The organism is Chitinophaga sp. CC14 (genome assembly GCF_048957795.1).
Classification (GTDB): Bacteria; Bacteroidota; Bacteroidia; order Chitinophagales; family Chitinophagaceae; genus Chitinophaga; species Chitinophaga ginsengisegetis.
In genome coordinates this window covers 1,057,401-1,075,728 of record NZ_JARBFY010000005.1, presented here as the reverse complement: position 1 = coordinate 1,075,728, position 18,328 = coordinate 1,057,401, and the positions used below count along the sequence as shown (strand labels likewise).

Below are 18,328 nucleotides of genomic sequence, written 5' to 3'. Positions count from 1 at the left end.
TTTCAGTTTGCAGGTGCGGGGCACCTGCTCAGGATTGTTTCCGCATGCTTTGCCTGATCTTTTCCCTGTGTTGCCCTCCCCAGGCACTTAGTTCACCTATCAGGGTTTTTAAGGTCCGGCTATATTCGGTTGCTTCATAAATAATAGTTACCGGCGTAGTCGGGTATACCGTACGTTTGATAAAGTCATTCAATTCCAGATCTTTTAACTCTTTGGCTAATATCCTGGATGATATGCCAGTGACTTCATGCTGAATTTCATTAAAGCGCTTTGACGATTGCACCAGGCAAAGGATCAGGGCCAGCTTCCACCTTCCATTAATAACAGATAGTGCATCAAGGACGTTTTTGAGCGAGCCTGCGCATGCCTCATTGTCTGGCAGGGGCTCATTTATAATCATCTTCATAGATACAAATGTAATTACATTACCTAAGTGTAAGCGCTTCCCTTTGGGTAAGTACCTCCTTTTGACCAGCTGGTAACCATAGTTTTGCCTTTGATAATTCGGGTGAAAGGATTCTTTCATTCCCGGAATTTAGAATTGATTATATTATTAACAGGTAAATTTTTATGAAACATATCCTTCATTTAATTTCAAGTTTACAAGGGAAAGGATCGCATAGCATTCAGCTGGGTCAAGCTATCGTTGAAAAAATTCAGGAAAAATATCCAGGCAGTACACTTGAAGAATTAAACCTGGTCGATATTGAAATACCACATCTTAGCCCTGCTGTTCTTCGTACATTCTTTCTTCCCGGAGATCAGCTGACTGAAGAAGAAAAGGAGTCCATCCGTTTTTCTGACGAGATGGTTAAACAGTTATTAGCTGCAGATATCATTGTGATTGGCGCACCGCTTTACAACTTTACTATTCACACATCTTTAAAGGCCTGGATTGATCACATTACGAGGGCGGGAATAACTTTTGGGTATGGTGAAAATGGTCCTGTTGGAAAGGTAACAGGGAAAAAAGTTTATGTTGCAATGTCTTCAGGAGGCGTTTATTCTGAAGGCCCTGGTAAAGCCAACGACTTTGTTGCTCCTTATTTGAATGCTTTCCTCGGCTTTTTAGGTATGACAGATTTGACGGTATTCCGTGCTGAAGGATTAAAAGTGCCGGGAGTGAAGGAGTATGCTATGGAGAAAGCAATTGATAGTATAAGAATTGATTAAGATCTTCACAGAATCCCGATCCGGGTTCGGCTGTAATCCCTGACTCCCCGCAAAAAAGCGACACAAAATTCATGATTGGATTTTGTGTCGCTTTTTCATTTTCAGGAAGTGTTTACCGGGGCAATATCTCGGCTTATATTAATCAGAGTTTTGCCTTTGCATCATTCAACAGTGACAGCAATTGAATAATATCCCCATCCTTCATAATGACAAAGGACTTGTCATCAAATCGCGCCAGTTTTAAAAAGGTGGACCATTGTTTTTTTGAATAAAAGCAGCCTGCTTCTAAGCCGCCGCGGCTTTTATATTCAATTTCGGTATATACTTCCGGCGTGGTCGGCATTATCTTATCTTTTATAATGTTCAAAGATTTAATTAGTGCATCAACCTCATCCATATCAAGCAAACCTATTTTTGTATCAGATGAATATGCCCCGGAATAAGCATATTCAAAACGCACTGCCTTGGTGGTTTCTCCGCCAATCAGATCTGTAAATTGGGCAACTTGAATCAGGCAGCCCCTCAGCGAGCCAATATCCATAAATTGTTTTTGTATCAGAGAACCCGATTTGTTTGAAAAAAGCTCTGCTTTGCTTTTTTGTTCTTTTAGATCTGTATCCGGTTTCGCCGTTTGGGAACAGGCCGGATAAAATGGGGCAATAATTATCAAAATAAAAATTACTTTTTTCATAATTGATGGAGGTTTACTTAGAATATAATTAATAACCGGGGCGGAAACGTTAGCTACGAAAGCGACGAGTCCTGAATTTTTGCCTGAACTTTTTCTGAATCATACCAATCAACAGTCTTATGAAGTATTTCTGCAAATCTAAAGATGTCATCGATAGTTAGAATCTCTGTCCTCGTTTCCTTTTTTTGCTCATCGAAAGTGCCAATATATTTTCGTGAACCGTTAAAATACAATCTGCATATCGTTTTTCGATTATTGTCATCCAGTAGTATTGCGAAATAGGATTGCGCATCCCGATATACTATCCTGGCGGGCTTTATCTTTTGGCGGAGAATTGTTTTTACAATCATGTAGCCTTCCTTTTCTTCCTCAGTAGTTTCAATCACTGAACCCTTTTCTTCAGTATTTGTTGCTACTAATTCCTTTTCAGGATCAGATTGCTCAGTATCATTTTCTTTTTTCAGCGCGGATTTAAGCCTTTCAGTTATCAGATCATTGATGTATTGTTGTATCGACTTCTTAATTAGTGCACCGAATTGCTCAACAATTTTTGAAGTTAACATTCCCCTGTATATCTGTTTGGAGAAGAGTTTAATCAATCCTTCAGAGGGGTTTTGAAACTCAACATTTATCAACGTTTTGAGCTCATTCATATATTTTAGATCGCTCGCGGTAGTTTGAATGCTTTCTATATTGAAATAGGACTTGTGAAATTTCTTTAGTTCTTCGATCTGGTTATCTTTTATATCCGTAACATTGAATTCGAAGAATGGCTTTTCATCCATTTTATTCTGCTCCGCAAGATCTGTATAAAACCGGTAAATGATTCCGTTGGACAACAGGCCGAATTTAGCGGTGGTAGTATGGAAATACCGGAAAAGCTGGGAGTTATGCGGATCCAGGCTTTCGCCCCAATGCTTGCATTCAATGAGTATGGAAGGCTTACCTTCTTTCAGGATCGCATAATCGACTTTTTCGCCTTTCTTGATCCCGATATCCGCAATGAATTCCGGCATTACCTCAAAAGGGTCAAATACATCGTAGCCCAGCACTTTAATGAAGGGCATGATAAAAGCGTTCTTGGTAGCTTCTTCTGTTTGAATCTGGTTTTTAAGCTTTTCTACTTTGTCGCCGAAGAGCTTAATTTCATCTTTAAAATCCATAGGAGTTTTTTTTCGATATTAGTGTTGACAGAAACTTTATCCTTCAAATCCTTTTCCAAGGGCATCGAGCCGTCGCATCTGTAAGTTCATGTGATGCAGCACAACCTTTTCGTAATCATTAGACCTGTCGCCCATTTTACTGAATAGTACCAGCATCTCTATAAACAGGAAAAACAGCACCCACAGCAGCCAGAAAGCCAATGCAACGTAGGATGCGGATAACATCCGCGTCATAATCGTTAACTCATCCAGAAATCCTGTACTTGCTTTCATTTCCTTTTCAAGTGCAGGCTTGATGTGGAGTAAATCGTTTTCCTTTAAGGTTCTTTGTTGCCGCATAACGCCAATGGTAGAGTCAAGGGGCGTCAGCAATGCTATTTTGGGATTTGATACCAGCACAGTTCCTACGGTACGGTCACTTGTCGTTTTCCAGATAGTGGTGTCTTTTCCGGAAGATGTTACTGTTTGCACAGGCATTCTTTTTGTTGCTGTTGTTGTAGTTATGGCAGTTGTGGTTGGATGTTTACTGATATCCTCCACGTAATTATCTCTCTCCTGTTCTTTTTTACTAATCGTTGTATCCAGGGCAGCAATCTGCTTTCTTAATTCTTCCGTTTTCGAGGGTAATAATCTGTCTACTTTTTCTGAGACATAGGAAATCTTCTCGATCTCAATATCTTTCTCGAACAATATCTGGTCGATGATTACCGCGCCCAGGACAGACATAATTAAAGCCAGGCAGAATCTAAAAAATCGTAGCATCCAGCTCGGATTAATGGATAAGACAATCTGCTTTTCTACCTGTACAATGATTACGATTGAGAGCATTCCTGCCAGCATGCAACCCGGCAGGCCAAGCGACAGGTAACGATGCGCAAAAGTAAAACCAATAAAAAACCACAGTATGCAAACGATCAGCATGGCTGCGGTATACTTCTTCACGGATTTAAAAGCGGCTTCGCTGCAGTTGCGCAGGATGCTGTAGTTGTACCCGGTCATGAAGCAGCCGAAACGGATCCAGAGATGTTTCATAACGATTGGTTTTAAAAGTTTTTGTTCAGAATAATGTGACTGGAAATTGCCGCAAGACCATTCCTGAATCCGCGTGTATAGCTGATAATGATGCCATGCCCGACACCCTCATTAACCTTTGCCTGCTCTTCGATCTCTTTGACCTGTTTGATATGCCCCTCTGCAATTTCCTTTTTGACAGTAAGTTCTTCTACCGTATCTATCATTCCACTTCTGCTCCTGCTGGTGATGTGGAAATTGATTTGCCGGATAAAGTCTTCGTAAAATGTTTTTACCTTCCGGATAGATCTTTCCAGGTCATTCTTCAACGCGATCACATTTTGATCGAGATGGGTTGTGTCCGGATTTATCAATGCATCATTATACCCTTTGGATTCATAGTTCTTGTCGAGGAAATCGTATAGAAAATGTATCCCACCGTTGAGTGGCGTAACCGCTTTTCCGTCAGGCTGTTCTTTCTCCGGTGCGTCCTTTTCAATGAAAGTAGTTTCCGGAATATCGGGTATTGTAGTTTCAATTGCCATGGTGTGGGTATGCCCATTGTGGCGTTGCCGGTTGAAAATATTGAATAAGCTCATACGTGTTTTATTAAATAGTGATTGTGGGCACTTTATATTTATTATGCCCTTTGTTATGACAGGATTCGCAAAGCGTGATGAGTAAATGGCCGGGGTAATCCCAGGGTAGCCGGAACCTTTGCTCGTTTGCTATAAAGTGGTATTGCCGGTGATGCACCTGCAAGTCTTTATCGCTGCGGCAATGCACACAACGATGCATGTCGCGGTGCAGTATTTCCTTTCGTTTCGCTTTCCAGTTAGGGTGAAATAGAAGTGCGCCATAACTGCCATGAGATTTAACGTTCAGGAGGTGCTGCTCCTGCGGTTTTGCAGGAAGAGATTTCGCAGGAATATCTTCCTGGATATATCTGCGATAAGATTGATCTCCCTTAAACTGCAGGTATTTATAATGCGCGTCGTTTGGAGTTGTCATAACAACACAGGTTAGAGTTATTGAAATATAGTTCCGGTCGCAGCCAATTTTATTGCTCCCACTTACAAAGGGTTCTGGTTGCCATTGCTTTTTCAAGGGACATGCTGATGATTCGATGCTTACAATTACTTAGTCCACGGCAATTCTGTTTATAATGATACTTCGTAGCATTTTTGCTGTCGCAGACATACACCGTTGTTTGACTGCAGTAACTATAGCTGGTAAGTAGCCATACATATAGGAGTTTCATGGCTCGATTGATTCAGGGGACAAGGGGGTTACAAAAGAACTGGCATTATTGTTTAACTTGTATGGCAGGGGGCACAACAATATATACAGCCATTTGACTTTTGATAACGTTTCTTTGCTTCACGAACGGCCGCCTGGCAAGTTTCAAATTCTCCCAGGTAAGTCTGGCTATACATCATCGGATAATATTCACAGGTAGGGACGTGAACCTCATGATCGCCGTTTAGCTGGGCGTTGTTGTTTACATAATACTTCTTTTTCATAGTGTTTTTAATTTATGAAACAAAAGTATATTCCATTAACCTTCTTTTTTTATGGGAAACCGTAATTAGATATTTTCTGTCAATTTTTTAAGATGCTTAGATAGCGCCTAAATCCTTGCAGTGAGCCACCAATTGCTCATTCTTGGTAAAGCCGAGTGCATCTTTCATCTGGTTGAGTCTTTTCTCTATACTACTTAAGCCAGATGGTTTTATTCCGTTACGTTGAAGGTGCGCAGGTATGTCTTTCTGCAGCATTCCCTGTGCAAGCAGCGTTATGATCGTGATATCAAATTCCGAAAATGAGTAGGCGTTTTTTTTGTTGTTCAGCTGCCTGATATGATTCGGATAATAGCGCCGGTGTCTGGCTATTTCATTGATGGCTTCTTTAAGTGATTGGACATCATTCCGGGCTTTGAGGACAAAACCGTCTACGTCATACTTATTGTAAAGCTGGTCAATAACAGCCTGCCTGCTTTCCAATGAGAAAACCAGGATTTTCAGGTCGGGCTGTACTTCCCGGGCAGCGGCAATTAGCTCCGTTCCACCAGATAATAGCTGCTTATGATCATCCTGAGCGAATGATAAATCTGTAATCAGGAGATCGAAAGATCTTTCGGCTTTAACTGCCTGTGTGATCCTATACAAAGCATCATCGCAATAATAGGCATGTGCTATATCCGTGATGGCCAGTTCTTCCAGTGTTTTCTGGAGGGAAATATTTACGCTTTCGTGATCTTCAGCAATAAGTACCTTTGTAATCATAAGGATTGAGCTATTGGAAAGGAAATGTGAATTTTTAATCCTTTAACAGGATGTTCAAATGTATATTGTCCGCCAATGCTTTTAATACGGTTTCCCGTATTTTGCAATCCGTTCCCATGCTTAACTTGCGGGGAAATACCGATGCCATCATCGGTATAGTGAATTTGAACCTGGCCGTTTTGACACTCGAACTTTATCATCACGGAATTAGCCTGGCTATGTTTTTTCATATTGATCATCAATTCCTGCAGGATATGTTCAACTTCATGCTGTATCTGCGCATTGGTCCGGCTCCAGAGCATCGGACCGTTGCCGAAGATCAGGACCTTGATATGGTCAGACCCAAAGGATTCCAGCAAATCGTCGATTTTAACGTGAAATGGAACCTTTGAAACAGTGGGGTTTTCGTACGAGATATCGCGGGATCGCTCATACAGTACCTCAATCTTATCTATCAGCTCCTCCTTGTTTAAGGATGCTTTATACTCAAGGTCTGTCATGATGCGGTACAAACCATTTGCTACTACGTCATGCACTTTCTGGGAGGTTTTAAGCTGATGTTCCTGTATCGCCTGCCGGGATGCAAATTCTATCTGTTGCCGGCGCCTGCGGTACCGGAGGATTAGAATAATTCCGGCGGTAATGAAGAAGAGGATGGTTAACGCCAATAAGAACCGCTGTACCACCAGCTGGGTTTTCTTTTGTGCATTATCTTTTTGCAGCTGAAGATTGTCGGCTTTATTTTTAGCGGCTTCGTACCGGATTAATGCGAATTGGTTCTTGGCTGCATTCTTTGCCGTTTGGATACTATCCGTCAGGTATTGGTAGCGGACAAAATAAGGTTTCAGCAGATTGGTAGGGCTAAGTGTAATAAGTTTTGAAAGCGCTTCGACTTCGTCGTCGGGGCTATTCATTTCCCGGGCGATTTCGTATCTTTTCACAGCATAATACAATGCTGAATCTGGTGAGGATAGCGAATAATAGTCCGAGAGATGCGCATAACTGGCATTAAGCCCCCTGATGTCGTTTGAATCCTTACGGATTTGCAGCGCCTGTTGTAGCTCAGGCCCGGCGGGATAAGTGGAATCTTTCAGCCATTTGGTTTTGGCATAGTTGGAAAGCACCCGGGCATATTCTTTTTTCTTGTCCTTACTCTTAACCAGCAGGGATTTGTATAAACCGATAGCCTGATCATAGTCGCCTTTCTTCTGGTAAGTAAGGGCTATACTGTTTAAGGCAATGGCCTCGGCCTTAGGATGGGTTATATATTTTAGCGCTTTATTATAGTAATCGATAGCTGCTTCATAGTTTTTAAGATTAAGACAGATATTGCCCAACTCATGGTAGTTGGAACCCAGGCATTCCTGGTCTTCTTTTTTGTGTTCATCGAGATAAGTAAGGGATTTCAAAAGGCTCTCCTGTCCTCCGTAATGATCTCCCTCATATGCCTGGATGATACCCATATAAGTATAGGCCATTGCAATTTCCAAACTGTCTGTGGCACCCGTTGCAACGAGGTTAAAATAATAAAAGGCAGAGTCGTTATTCTTATTGAAGAATGATTCCCCTTTTTCCAGCGTAGGTGCAGAAATCAGTTGCGGGGATTCCCGGTTGGATGTACAGGCTAAAAGACTTCCAAGGAGTATGGGCAGGATGATGCTTGAGGGACGCACTGGGGATTATTTCTCTTAAAAGTATCGAATTTCTCAATTTTGAGGAATTATTAATTGACAGGTAACCAAAAAAAGTGAGGCAAGAACCTTCTTGCCTCACGTAGATTATATATCAGGGTTTTCTTGGAGGAATTGTTCCGGTTTCGCCACCGGTATCATCCAGAGTAGTAACCTGTTCGCCATTGTTAGGATTGCTGTTATTGGAATGGCTGGGGCATAAGAATGCCATGAGAAAGCTAAATATGATGTGAAACATAGTTTTAATTTTTTGAATGTTTTAGAAATAGGCTGCCGGTTGCCGGGCAGCCGGCAGCTGAGTTAGAATCAGTGAAGAAGCGCTTCTTGCTTTTTTAGGGAAGTGTGGGCGTGGATTACGGAAGCTGATGATCGCTTCCCAAGCCGGTAACCGGCTCCCGCTTTCTTTGCCCGGGGTTGAATCGGTTCTGTACAGAGAACCTCTTAGCTAAGGAGGTATTACCCGATTGCAAAACAAAGATAGATCGAGGTAAGTGGTTGATTTACAAACAATTCCAATAATTCCTTTAATTCCTGGTATTCCACTGGTAATTCCGGGAATGCGGGTTTAATTCCGATTATTCAGTTCTATAATTTTACTTATGGCGACATCTTATCCTGACTACCAGCAACTCGTCATGCGGGCGTATGAACGAAAGAAGGCAAACAATACGCTACCCCACGGCCTGATGTACCTCACCCCTGCGAAACTCAAAGAGGAATGCGTGAAGAAATGCACAACAGATGTAAACAGGCGGGACGAAAAGATTATCAGGGATTTCTGTGGAGATTTGAATAAAGGGAGAAGCTGCCATGCTATTATGCAGCGATGCGACACGGATAAATTCCGGCCGTTGGTGAATTATCTGAAAGAGAAGACTGAAAATACAGATGAGAAGAATATCGAGCTCCTGGCCTGGCTAATTGATTTTGCCGGCCGGCCCTGGGAAATAGGGAAAACGGTTACAGGCGATGATGAGGAAAGTGGAGCCCCTGTGTTAAATGAGGTGAACCCGGTAACAGATTCCCCGGCCATCCTGCCTGCAACGCGAAGTGATGAATCAACCGGAAATCCGGTAATTCCGGAAATTCCAGGAATGTTAACCCTGATGGGTAGCTCAAAGGGAAAGGAAAGTGGGGCTGTTAAAACTGCGGAAACCGTTAATCAAAAAAAATTAAGCGGGAGATCCGCAAAAACGCTGGCAGCTGCGGTTATGTTATCGCTGGCACTGGGAACAGGCGGCATGTGGTGGTGGAAAGATAAGACGGGCCCCGGTGGTAACTGCATGTATTGGCATGAAGATCATTATGAGCCTGTAGCCTGTAACCAGAAAATACCCAATGCAAGGGTTATAGCATTAGATACCATGAAGTTGAAAAATTTCAGGAAAATAACCAGGCCCGACACCATCACCTACCAGGCGCTAGGAAAGGTTTGGTATTCTAAAATTAATGGCAAATTCGAATACTATACATATGGGGGAGAGCATCCGGTGGTCTTTGACCATCAGCTGAAGCCAATTACCATCTATATTATTGATAAGTACATCCTCACGGGTATGATTACGAAATAGTAAAGGCGTGCAAAAAATAGATAATAAAGGTTTATTTTTCAGCACGAAAAAGAAATTATGAAGAAGATAGGATTTTTATCATTTGGGCATTGGTCTAACCACCCTGCCTATAAAACCCGTACAGCGAGTGACACATTGCTTCAGTCAATTGATCTGGCCGTTGCTGCCGAAGAAATTGGTTTGGATGGCGCCTATTTTCGTGTGCATCATTTTGCAGCCCAGTTAGGATCACCATTTCCTTTACTGTCGGCTATCGGCGCCAAAACAAGCAAAATAGAGATTGGGACAGGGGTAATTGATATGCGTTATGAGAATCCAATGTATATGGTGGAAGATGCCGGAGCGGCGGATTTAATTTCGGAAGGGCGATTACAATTGGGAATCAGCAGAGGTTCGCCGGAACAGGTAATCGATGGGTGGCGTTATTTTGGATATGAACCGGCGAAAGGAGAAACGGATGCAGATATGGGACGCCGTAAAGCGTTGGAATTCCTGGATAAGTTAAAAGGTGTTGGATTTGCACAGCCTAATCCGTCACCCATGTTTCCGAACCCACCGGGCTTGCTGCGTCTGGAGCCATATTCGGAAGGATTGCGGGAACGTATCTGGTGGGGAGCCGCGTCTAATGCAACCGCTGTTTGGGCGGCTGAAAACGGAATGTATCTTCAAAGTTCTACCCTGAAGTACGATGAAAGCGGAAAACCTTTCCATATACAACAAGCCGAGCAAATCAGGTTGTACAAAGATGCCTGGAAAAAAGCGGGACACAATCGGGAACCGAGGGTTTCTGTGAGCCGGTCTATTTTTGCACTGGTAAACGATCAGGATCGCTATTTCTTTGGGCAGGAAACCAACCGGGTTGATAAAATCGGGATGATTGAACCGGATAAACGTGCTATTTTCGGAAGAAGCTATGCCGCAGAGCCAGATCAACTCATAAAGGAGTTAGCGGAGGATGAAGCTATCCAGGAGGCAGATACCATTCTTTTAACAATACCCAATACATTAGGAGTTGATTACAATGTGCATGTATTGTCTTCTATTTTAGAGCATGTGGCGCCCGGATTAGGTTGGCGTTAAATTTTAATAATCCCTGAAGACAAAGCATTGACTGACACCATTAAATGAAACATACTGAGACCAAACCTTGCATAACGTTAGCGGCGTATATCCATTCTTTTTGGGAATTGAAAGGTGATGACAGCGACAGCCAATGGGAACGGATATTTCCTGATGGCTGTCCTGGAATAGTGATAAATTTAGGAGAACCTTGCAAAACGGATAATGGCTTAACTACTATGGATCATGGGAAAACATACGTAGTAGGAGCAATGAATTCTTTTAAGGATAATTTTATTGACAGGAACACCCATCTGTTAGGCGTATGTCTGAAACCAGCGGTGTTTTCGTCTTTTTACAACTATGCTCCACAAAATGAACTGACTAATCATACTTTTGAATTTGATTCACCGCATTCATTTGATATTGGAAAGATAAATAATGCCCCCACTGCTTATCTGACTGGATATTTTTTGGATAGAAAAAGAAGTCTCAACCAGTCACTTCAGTCCGTTTTGAATGATATTCATATTTCTAAAGGAAACGTAAACATCTATGAAATTTCTAAAAAGAATTTTATAACTGTCAGGCAATTGGAACGGGCTTTTAAAACCCATATTGGTTTAACACCTAAGGAGTATGTAAATATTATTCGCTTCCAGTCAGCTCTTTCTATGATGGGCGATGTAAGGCAAAAGAAAAGCTTATCAGATATAGCTTTTGAATGCGGTTTTTATGACCATGCACATCTCTCCAATGAAATAAAGCGACACACGGGGCTTACTCCTTCCCAGTTTTAATTTTGTCGTTTTTTTCCAAAAGATAAACGGGCCTGGTATTTACTTTTGCTAAAAGCAATTTAAATGAGAAAAGTAATTTTGAATTTAGCAGTAACCCTGGATGGTTTTATTGAAGGTCCAAATGGGGAAGTGGATTGGTGCATTATGGATGATGATATGGATTTCGGCGGTTTTATTGCAAGTATCGACACCATATTTTATGGCAGGGTAAGCTATGATGCCTGGGGGAATTTTCAACCTGATGCAACTACCAGCCCTGCAGAAAAAGAGATGTGGGAGGGAATACATTCAAAGAATAAATTTGTTTTTTCGGGTCAGAACAGGCAGGATGAAAAGGCTACATTCATCAATTCGGACATAACTAACCGCGTTGCTGAAATTAAACAGCAACACGGTAAAGATATCTGGTTATATGGTGGGGCAAGTCTTATCAAAACATTTATAAATGCAGGTCTTATTGACGTCTATAAAGTATCAGTTCACCCGGTAGTTTTGGGAACTGGTAAACCATTGTTTGAAGATTTAAAAGAAAGAATTGGTTTAAGGTTGACTGAAACCAATGTTTTCAAATCGGGTGTGGTGCAGCTTACCTATGAACCAGAAGGATAAAACAATGAAGAGTATTATGCAGTAACCCGGACAACAGTTTTTTCTTTCGGACCAAAGATCAGGAAGCTGACCAGGGCCAGGATACAAACGCCGACTCCGCCAAAAAGCATGACCCAGCCAAATCCATACACCAGCGCAGCATGCGCGGTAGCATCAGGCAGGCCGGGCGCAGAAAGCCCTGCGGCGATTTTTTCCGCTGCCATGTGTAACTGGGAAGGGGCAACAGACCCGGGAAGAATGCTTTCCAGGTAGGAATAGATTCCCTCCACAAGGATGAATCCCATCAGGGCGATATTGATAGCTAAAGTGATCAGGCGTGCACTCATATCAATACCCGATGCCATACCGGCACGATCTGGTGTAACTGCCCCGGTGGTGGTGTTCGTAACGGGTGTATTTGTAAGACTCAGCCCGATACCTGCCAATAGTGAACCTGGCAGCATGGTCAACCAGCTGGCATGCGCTACGCTACTGCCGTAGCGCATCAGCAGAAAGCCGAGCCCGATCATCAGCAATCCCGAAGGAATAATAATACGGGGCTGATAGCGGAGCGTAAGTCGTTCTGCCAAAGGTGGCACCACCAGGGTGGGAAGTGTGTAAGCCAGTAAAGATAATCCAGCCGTGATGATATCGTAGCCCAGTGCGCTTTGGAAATAGATCGGGAGGTAAACCATAAATGGCCAGAAACTAAAATTCATACCGATACAGCCAATGATAGCACCGGAGAAGCGACGGATACTGAACACGGAGAAATCGAACATCGGGTTGGCATGCTTCTTTTCTACCCTCAAAAAAATAATAAAGCTCAATACAGCAGCCCCAAGAATGCTTAACCCTGCGATGCTCCTGAATCCGATAGTCTGTCCCTGCGTAATATAATATACGAGGCCAAATACTGCCAGTGATAAAGAGATAATGCCTGCTACATCCAGTTTTTTTGCCTGCGGGTCCCGTGATTCCTGTACCCCTCTGAGTACAAGAAGCGTAGTGATTATCGCAATACCCACATGCACCAGGAACACCCATTGCCAGTTGGATATCGTTACAATAGCCCCACCGATGATGGGGCCAAAACCCAACCCCACGCCGGAAATGATACCCCAGATAGCAAATGCTTTTCCCCGTTCGCGTCCTTCCCGGAACTGGTGTGAAAGGATAGCGATAGAGCAGATCAGCATCGCGCCGCCGCCTATTCCCTGCAGGAACCGGCTGATGATTAACACAAGTGTGTTGCGTGCCAGGCCGCAAAACAAAGACGTGATGCCGAATAACAAAATGCTGATGATAAAAATCCGTTTCCTGCCAAACCGGTCGGCCAGGGTACCTGTGGCCATCAGTACTGTAGTGCAGGCAATCGTATAGGCGTTCATGATCCATTGAACTTCTTTGAAATCACTGTGTAAAGCTGTTTCGAGTGTAGGAAGTATCACCGGTACACTGGAGATCTCCAGGCCAAACATCAGGGCTGCTAAACATACTGCTACCAAAGCGACGGTATTTTTTCCTGTCTGTGTAACTTTTATCATGGGTATTTTTATTTTATTCTTTTGTAAAATTATACCGTTAATGATCAGAAAATCGGTATAATTCTACTATAAAAAGGTATTTTTGCAGCATGTGTGAATTCAAAAAAGAAAATATCCGTCAGTCCCTGGAAGTCTTGTACAGAAAGGTGGATGACTGTCCCCTGAAAGATTTACGGCTTACTTTTTTCCAGATGGCTTACATTATTTCAGGCAATGGTTTTTTAAGTATTAATGGTCACCGGATTGCTTACAAGACGGGCAACCTGATGTTGCTGACTCCTAATGACTGCTACAATTTTGATATTGAAGAAACCACAGAATTTCTTCTCATTAAGTTCACCAGCGATTATGTAAAAAAATACCGGTGGAAGAATATTTGTGAGATTGAATGTTTATTGTACTACTCTACCCACCTCACGGGTTGTATCTTACGCAATGAGTCCGACTATCCGCTGGTGAGGTCCATTACTCAATCGTTGCTGCAGGGCGTTCGCCACAGCGATCTCTATGAGGAGGATTTGCAAATGCACCTTGTTAATGCATTGATCGTTATTGCCGCCAGGAACATTGCCAGGATCAAGCCGGCCCAGTTGAAAGTAAATGCTGATCAGCGCATCCAGGACATCATTACCTACATTCAAAACAATATCTTTTCGCCTCAAAAACTGAAGGCTGCTGTTATTGCTGAAGCTTTTGACATTTCGGATACCTATCTCGGTAGTTATTTCAAAAATCAGTGTGGCGAAACCCTTCAGCATTTTATCGCCACCTACAAGATCCGTCTCATCGAACACCGCCTGAAATTCAGTGACCGGCGCATCAATGAAATAGCGTATGAGTTTGGCTTTTCCGATGAAAGCCATCTGAATAAATTCTTCAAAAAATACAAAAACCTGAGCCTGACCCGCTATAGAAAAAGCAAAGCTGCTGAACGAATCGTCCAGGCAGGATAAAATTCAAACTATGTACACCAAACAGAAGAGGCTGCCCACCGGCAGCCTCTTCGCATTAATGATTGGTTTTTAAAAAAAATTATTTCTTCACTTCACTCTCCAGCAATAACTTCAACTCTTTATTTGATGGTCTTGGCGCATCTGTTGAAACGATATTTCCATTCTTATCAAACACCATAAACCGCGGAATCCCTTTAATGTTATAGAATTTGGCGATATCGCTCCATCCGCTGGCAAACAGTTGCACGCCACCCAGTTTTTCGCTGGCAATAAAATCTTTCCATTTCTGATGATCTTTTTGCTCATCCACGGATACGCTCAGGAACAGTACGTCCTGTCCGTGCATCTCTTCCTCCAGTTTTTTGAGGTGGGGTATTTCTCCTTTACACGGACCGCACCAGGTAGCCCAAACGTCTACTAATACCACCTTACCTTTGAAATCACTCAAAGATGTTTGTTTGCCGTTCTTATCCGGGTAGGTAAAGTTCACCGCCTGGCCGCCGGCGGCAGTGGCTTTCTTCGCCAGTTCAGTTTTTATGCTGCCGGCGCGGTTAACCTGGTCGGAAGTGAGCAGGTATTTGCCATATTGTTTGTCCAGGTCAATATAGCCCAGGTATGTTTTAAGCGAGGCTGCCTGTTGCAGCACCACTTCACCTTTCAGTGTATCGTTTTCAATACCTTTCATCCTGGCTTCGATGCTGTAGTCCTTTACATCCCCGTTACCCAGCCGGGCTGGCATCATTTGCACCATACGCATCATACGCATACCGTAAGGATAGCGAAGCAGGCGGGTATCCTTAGTGAAATACGGAACATCTATGCTTTTGAAATACGGCGTATAGTCGTTTGCTGACGGATGGGCAGAACGGGGAGTACTCAGCAACTCAGCGGTGCAGTGGAGTATATCCAGCTCACGGAACTTCGCAAACTCACTGTCAAACTGCTTGTTGCCAGCCGAAGCGAATTTCGTTTCCTGCACCTGCTTGTGAAGTGTTTCCAGCAGTGGGAAGAAATCTACATAGGTACTTCTGGACAAATTGAAATAAACGCCTTTCCTTTCCAGCGGCAGGATAGTATTGTGCCATTTCGCCACGGCCTGATTCTCGGGAGAGTTCTTGCCCGTGAGCACATAAGAGGTATCTGTGATCTTTACGTTCAGCTGGTCTTTTTGTTTGAAATAGAAGCTGTATTTGTCTATAGGAGACTGACTATTACCAGTGCCGATCACATAAAACCCTTCGCGCTCCGGGCGGAAATAAAATCCGAAAGATGAATCGGCGCCAGGTTTGGACGCGGCCACTTCTTCCAGTCTTCCATGCTCTACGCGATAGAGGTGTACATTACCGTCGTGGCGGCGCATCCATTCGCCGGAGATGGTTACCTGTGCTTTCAGAAATACGGGCAGGCAAAGCAGGGCCATTAAACCCAGATGTAATTTTTTCATTTGTATTCAGATAATAATGGTTAATAACTGTTTGGATATGTATAGTTGTTAATCGGTGGCGCAATGTAGATCACATCTCCCGCGCTTCCCTTTCCTTCCATCGTGAAATCGGGTGCTGTAGCCAGGTTGCCGGATGTTTTCTGAAATGCACGCACTTTATAGTTGCCACCACCGGTTGTACCTATCAGCATATAGTTGTAATAAAAAGACTGCTCGGTGGCAGTGCCGCCGGTATATTTACGGTGACGGATACACGTTATTTTCTCTCCTGCCGGTGCGGTGAATTGGAGCTGTTCAGCGCCATTGCTCAGATTCCGTGACCATACTTCCTGTCCGGTAGAGAAATACAGGATATTCTCATCCGCTACGATCAGCCCGAAACGTTCCGCCTGGTAAAGCTTGTCCGTTGGCGCCAGTGTATCATTCACCATCTTCAACGCATAATTGGACGGTGTGATGGTGGAAAGTATCTTTAATGAAGGATCTGTTTTATCCTGGAACAGGGCTATGCCAACGTATGGGTTGGTGGATTTTACACCCATGAACAGCAGTGTTTTGTTGTTCCTGTTGGCGGGCATTTCTGTTCCGGATACATCTGTTACAGCAGAAAGCACGGAACCTGTGCCTGTAGCGGAAACGAACGAAGTACTCGTTTCATCAAAAAAGAAAGGGTTGTCGAAGGGATATGCCAGGAAATATCTTGAAAGATTATACGGGCTGTTGTTATCGTCGCGCAGCTGCTGACCGCCGAACAGGCCCACGTTGGCCGACATGGAATAAATACTGTGCAGACGCCCGTTGTTTACAAAATAGTTGGCCTGTGAAGATTCGCTGATACTGCCTGGTCTGTTCACCGAAGGTGTTTCGTAGAAAAGGTTGTTAATACCGTGTATTTCTTTGAAAGTATTGATGTTTACCACGCTGGCATCTTTGTCCGACAAAATGAACAACGCCCTGGTATTGGCGTAAGCACCTGTTACATTGGATTTATAATTTGTATAGAATCCGAAAAGATTTGCTTCTCCATCCAGTTTTTTCCCATTCACCAATGAGAATACATTTTCCATCCTTGATCCGGGGGTAATAGCTGAAGGTGTTAAGAAGAGGTCTACATCAGTTTTACCGCCATCGTTCTTCATGATATACCAGCCACGGGTGAACTGGGTAACCACGTTAATATTGGAGGTCATTATCTTACTGAATCCTGTATGTTCATTCTTTGCGCCGAACACCAGCACCCAGCCTTTGGCCGGTTGTGTTACCAGGTAATCCAGTGCTTTGGTGCGGCCTATCGTATCTACTTTAGGCGCGGAGCCCTGTACATTTGTTTCATAAATTCCCCACCAGTAAGAGAACTTCGCATCGGGGTCAGTAGAGGTGACTGTAGGATTGATCGTGATCTTATCCACCAGCGACACTTTATTATAAGAGGCTTCTATGCCGTTGATGTTGATCTCTTCCGGGACCTTGTAGATATAATTGCCCTGGTCCTTGTAACAGGAGCTGATCAGCAGGATGCAGCAGGTAGCCAGGATTTGATATTTCAATTTCATGAAAGGCTGTTTTGCAGGTTAAGGAAATACGACTGTTTCACCCGTCTCGTCTGTCAGCGGCTCACCGGGATGGGCGTTATTGTAATCTGTCAGCAGGGTTCTCAGCTTCAGTCTCCAGAAGGTGAGCAGTGCATAATCGGTGTTCACGTAGGTCAGGAATTCTTCATCCCACTTTTCGCCTGTCTGGTTGATCATGAAGGAGTGTTTCACCTGGCTGTATTTGCCCCAGTAGTATTGCACTGCAGAGGCATTCCAGGCTGCAGGCTGACTAAGCATGTCCGTGAGGTTTACCCTTCTCCATAGTTTTCTGATCTCCCCAGGCTGGAACTGGTCGTTAGCTTTTACCTGTATCTGGAGCTTCACGTTTTTCTTTTTCAGCGAAGCATCGCGCAGCAGGATCACTGGTACGGAGGCATGCACTTCTCCTGCTTTGATCACATACACCTCTTTCAGTGACGGATCGGAAAAGGCTTTGTAATGAGTGCCTGGTATCGCATTTTCTTCCCCGTTGAGTGTTACCTGTTCAAGGATAAAAGGCCGGTCGTTGCCACTCACGCCCCCGATGGCATAGATGTCGAAGAACACGGTGTCCTGTATAGTGGTAGCCGGTTCGTAATAAAAGGTGTACGGCTTCACCGTATCAGCCATTTCGAAGGAGGTGGTATAGATCCGCTCGGGCGCCGGCCCAAACTGGAGCCGGGCGATATCGTTATAGAGGTAATACTGATCTTTTTTGCAGGCAGCCAGTAAAGTGGTCAGCAGGGCTACAGTGAGTATCTGTTTCATTCTTTACGCTTGT

Annotated in this window: 19 protein-coding genes; 6 read left to right on the top strand and 13 right to left on the bottom strand. The window is 43.6% G+C overall.

All coding sequences use genetic code 11. The annotated features are described in order from the left end of the window. Positions 1-28 precede the first annotated feature (28 nt). Positions 29-406, bottom strand: coding sequence for a winged helix-turn-helix transcriptional regulator (locus tag PV783_RS23880; RefSeq protein WP_200817394.1), 378 nt, complete (start codon positions 404-406; stop codon positions 29-31). A gap of 164 nt (positions 407-570) precedes the next feature. Here PV783_RS23880 and PV783_RS23875 point away from each other — a divergent pair, with 164 nt between their 5' ends. Continuing rightward, entirely contained in the window at positions 571-1,173 is a 603-nt protein-coding gene (locus tag PV783_RS23875; RefSeq protein WP_363438831.1) for an FMN-dependent NADH-azoreductase, read from the top strand. 142 nt (positions 1,174-1,315) lie between these two features. Here the strand turns inward: PV783_RS23875 and PV783_RS23870 are convergent, their stop codons facing one another. The 8 genes from PV783_RS23870 to PV783_RS23835 all read right to left on the bottom strand — a co-directional run bounded on the left by PV783_RS23870 (position 1,316) and on the right by PV783_RS23835 (position 7,996). Next, a complete protein-coding gene (locus PV783_RS23870) occupies positions 1,316-1,864 on the bottom strand; it encodes a hypothetical protein (RefSeq protein WP_079473407.1) in 549 nt (182 codons plus the stop codon). Positions 1,865-1,917: 53 nt separating this feature from the next. Continuing rightward, positions 1,918-3,027, bottom strand: coding sequence for a type I restriction endonuclease (locus PV783_RS23865; protein WP_420989869.1), 1,110 nt, complete (start codon positions 3,025-3,027; stop codon positions 1,918-1,920). 36 nt (positions 3,028-3,063) lie between these two features. Continuing rightward, complete coding sequence (locus PV783_RS23860) at positions 3,064-4,059, bottom strand: DUF4407 domain-containing protein (protein ID WP_420989868.1); 996 nt, start codon at positions 4,057-4,059, stop codon at positions 3,064-3,066. Positions 4,060-4,070: 11 nt separating this feature from the next. Further along, the gene (locus PV783_RS23855) at positions 4,071-4,637 is read right to left on the bottom strand and encodes a hypothetical protein (protein ID WP_111579065.1); all 567 of its coding nucleotides are present in this window, start codon (positions 4,635-4,637) and stop codon (positions 4,071-4,073) included. A gap of 10 nt (positions 4,638-4,647) precedes the next feature. Then, on the bottom strand, positions 4,648-5,049 hold the full coding sequence (locus tag PV783_RS23850) for a hypothetical protein (protein ID WP_420989867.1): 402 nt from the start codon (positions 5,047-5,049) through the stop codon (positions 4,648-4,650). Between the two features lie 302 nt (positions 5,050-5,351). Beyond that, complete coding sequence (locus PV783_RS23845; protein ID WP_420989866.1) at positions 5,352-5,561, bottom strand: hypothetical protein; 210 nt, start codon at positions 5,559-5,561, stop codon at positions 5,352-5,354. A 96-nt stretch (positions 5,562-5,657) separates the two neighbouring features. Beyond that, positions 5,658-6,323: a response regulator gene (locus PV783_RS23840; RefSeq protein WP_420989865.1), complete on the bottom strand. Its 666-nt coding sequence runs from the start codon at positions 6,321-6,323 to the stop codon at positions 5,658-5,660. Then, positions 6,320-7,996 (bottom strand): tetratricopeptide repeat protein, encoded by a 1,677-nt coding sequence (locus PV783_RS23835; protein WP_420989864.1) that lies wholly within the window; start codon positions 7,994-7,996, stop codon positions 6,320-6,322. Before PV783_RS23835 ends, PV783_RS23840 begins: the two co-directional genes overlap by 4 nt. Positions 7,997-8,613: 617 nt before the next feature. On the opposite strand from PV783_RS23835, the gene PV783_RS23830 reads away from it, so the two are divergent. The 4 genes from PV783_RS23830 to PV783_RS23815 all read left to right on the top strand — a co-directional run bounded on the left by PV783_RS23830 (position 8,614) and on the right by PV783_RS23815 (position 12,053). Beyond that, positions 8,614-9,585, top strand: a complete 972-nt coding sequence (locus PV783_RS23830) for a hypothetical protein (RefSeq protein ID WP_420989863.1) — start codon at positions 8,614-8,616, stop codon at positions 9,583-9,585. A 57-nt stretch (positions 9,586-9,642) separates the two neighbouring features. Then, entirely contained in the window at positions 9,643-10,665 is a 1,023-nt protein-coding gene (locus PV783_RS23825; protein ID WP_079473417.1) for an LLM class flavin-dependent oxidoreductase, read from the top strand. Positions 10,666-10,709: 44 nt separating this feature from the next. After that, positions 10,710-11,444: a DUF6597 domain-containing transcriptional factor gene (locus PV783_RS23820; RefSeq protein ID WP_420989862.1), complete on the top strand. Its 735-nt coding sequence runs from the start codon at positions 10,710-10,712 to the stop codon at positions 11,442-11,444. 63 nt (positions 11,445-11,507) lie between these two features. After that, positions 11,508-12,053, top strand: a complete 546-nt coding sequence (locus PV783_RS23815; RefSeq protein ID WP_420989861.1) for a dihydrofolate reductase family protein — start codon at positions 11,508-11,510, stop codon at positions 12,051-12,053. A gap of 14 nt (positions 12,054-12,067) precedes the next feature. Here PV783_RS23815 and PV783_RS23810 read toward each other — a convergent pair whose 3' ends face one another. Further along, positions 12,068-13,579, bottom strand: coding sequence for an MFS transporter (locus PV783_RS23810; protein WP_420989860.1), 1,512 nt, complete (start codon positions 13,577-13,579; stop codon positions 12,068-12,070). 89 nt (positions 13,580-13,668) lie between these two features. Here PV783_RS23810 and PV783_RS23805 point away from each other — a divergent pair, with 89 nt between their 5' ends. Further along, positions 13,669-14,532, top strand: a complete 864-nt coding sequence (locus PV783_RS23805) for an AraC family transcriptional regulator (RefSeq protein WP_336388262.1) — start codon at positions 13,669-13,671, stop codon at positions 14,530-14,532. Between the two features lie 79 nt (positions 14,533-14,611). Here the strand turns inward: PV783_RS23805 and PV783_RS23800 are convergent, their stop codons facing one another. Genes PV783_RS23800 through PV783_RS23790 form a run of 3 tightly spaced genes read right to left on the bottom strand, consistent with a single transcriptional unit; the run spans position 14,612 to position 18,315 of the window. Continuing rightward, complete coding sequence (locus tag PV783_RS23800; protein WP_420989859.1) at positions 14,612-15,976, bottom strand: TlpA family protein disulfide reductase; 1,365 nt, start codon at positions 15,974-15,976, stop codon at positions 14,612-14,614. Positions 15,977-15,996: 20 nt separating this feature from the next. Beyond that, the gene (locus PV783_RS23795) at positions 15,997-17,529 is read right to left on the bottom strand and encodes a PKD-like family lipoprotein (protein WP_420989858.1); all 1,533 of its coding nucleotides are present in this window, start codon (positions 17,527-17,529) and stop codon (positions 15,997-15,999) included. 18 nt (positions 17,530-17,547) lie between these two features. Next, on the bottom strand, positions 17,548-18,315 hold the full coding sequence (locus PV783_RS23790; protein WP_420989857.1) for a DUF4843 domain-containing protein: 768 nt from the start codon (positions 18,313-18,315) through the stop codon (positions 17,548-17,550). Positions 18,316-18,328 lie beyond the last annotated feature (13 nt).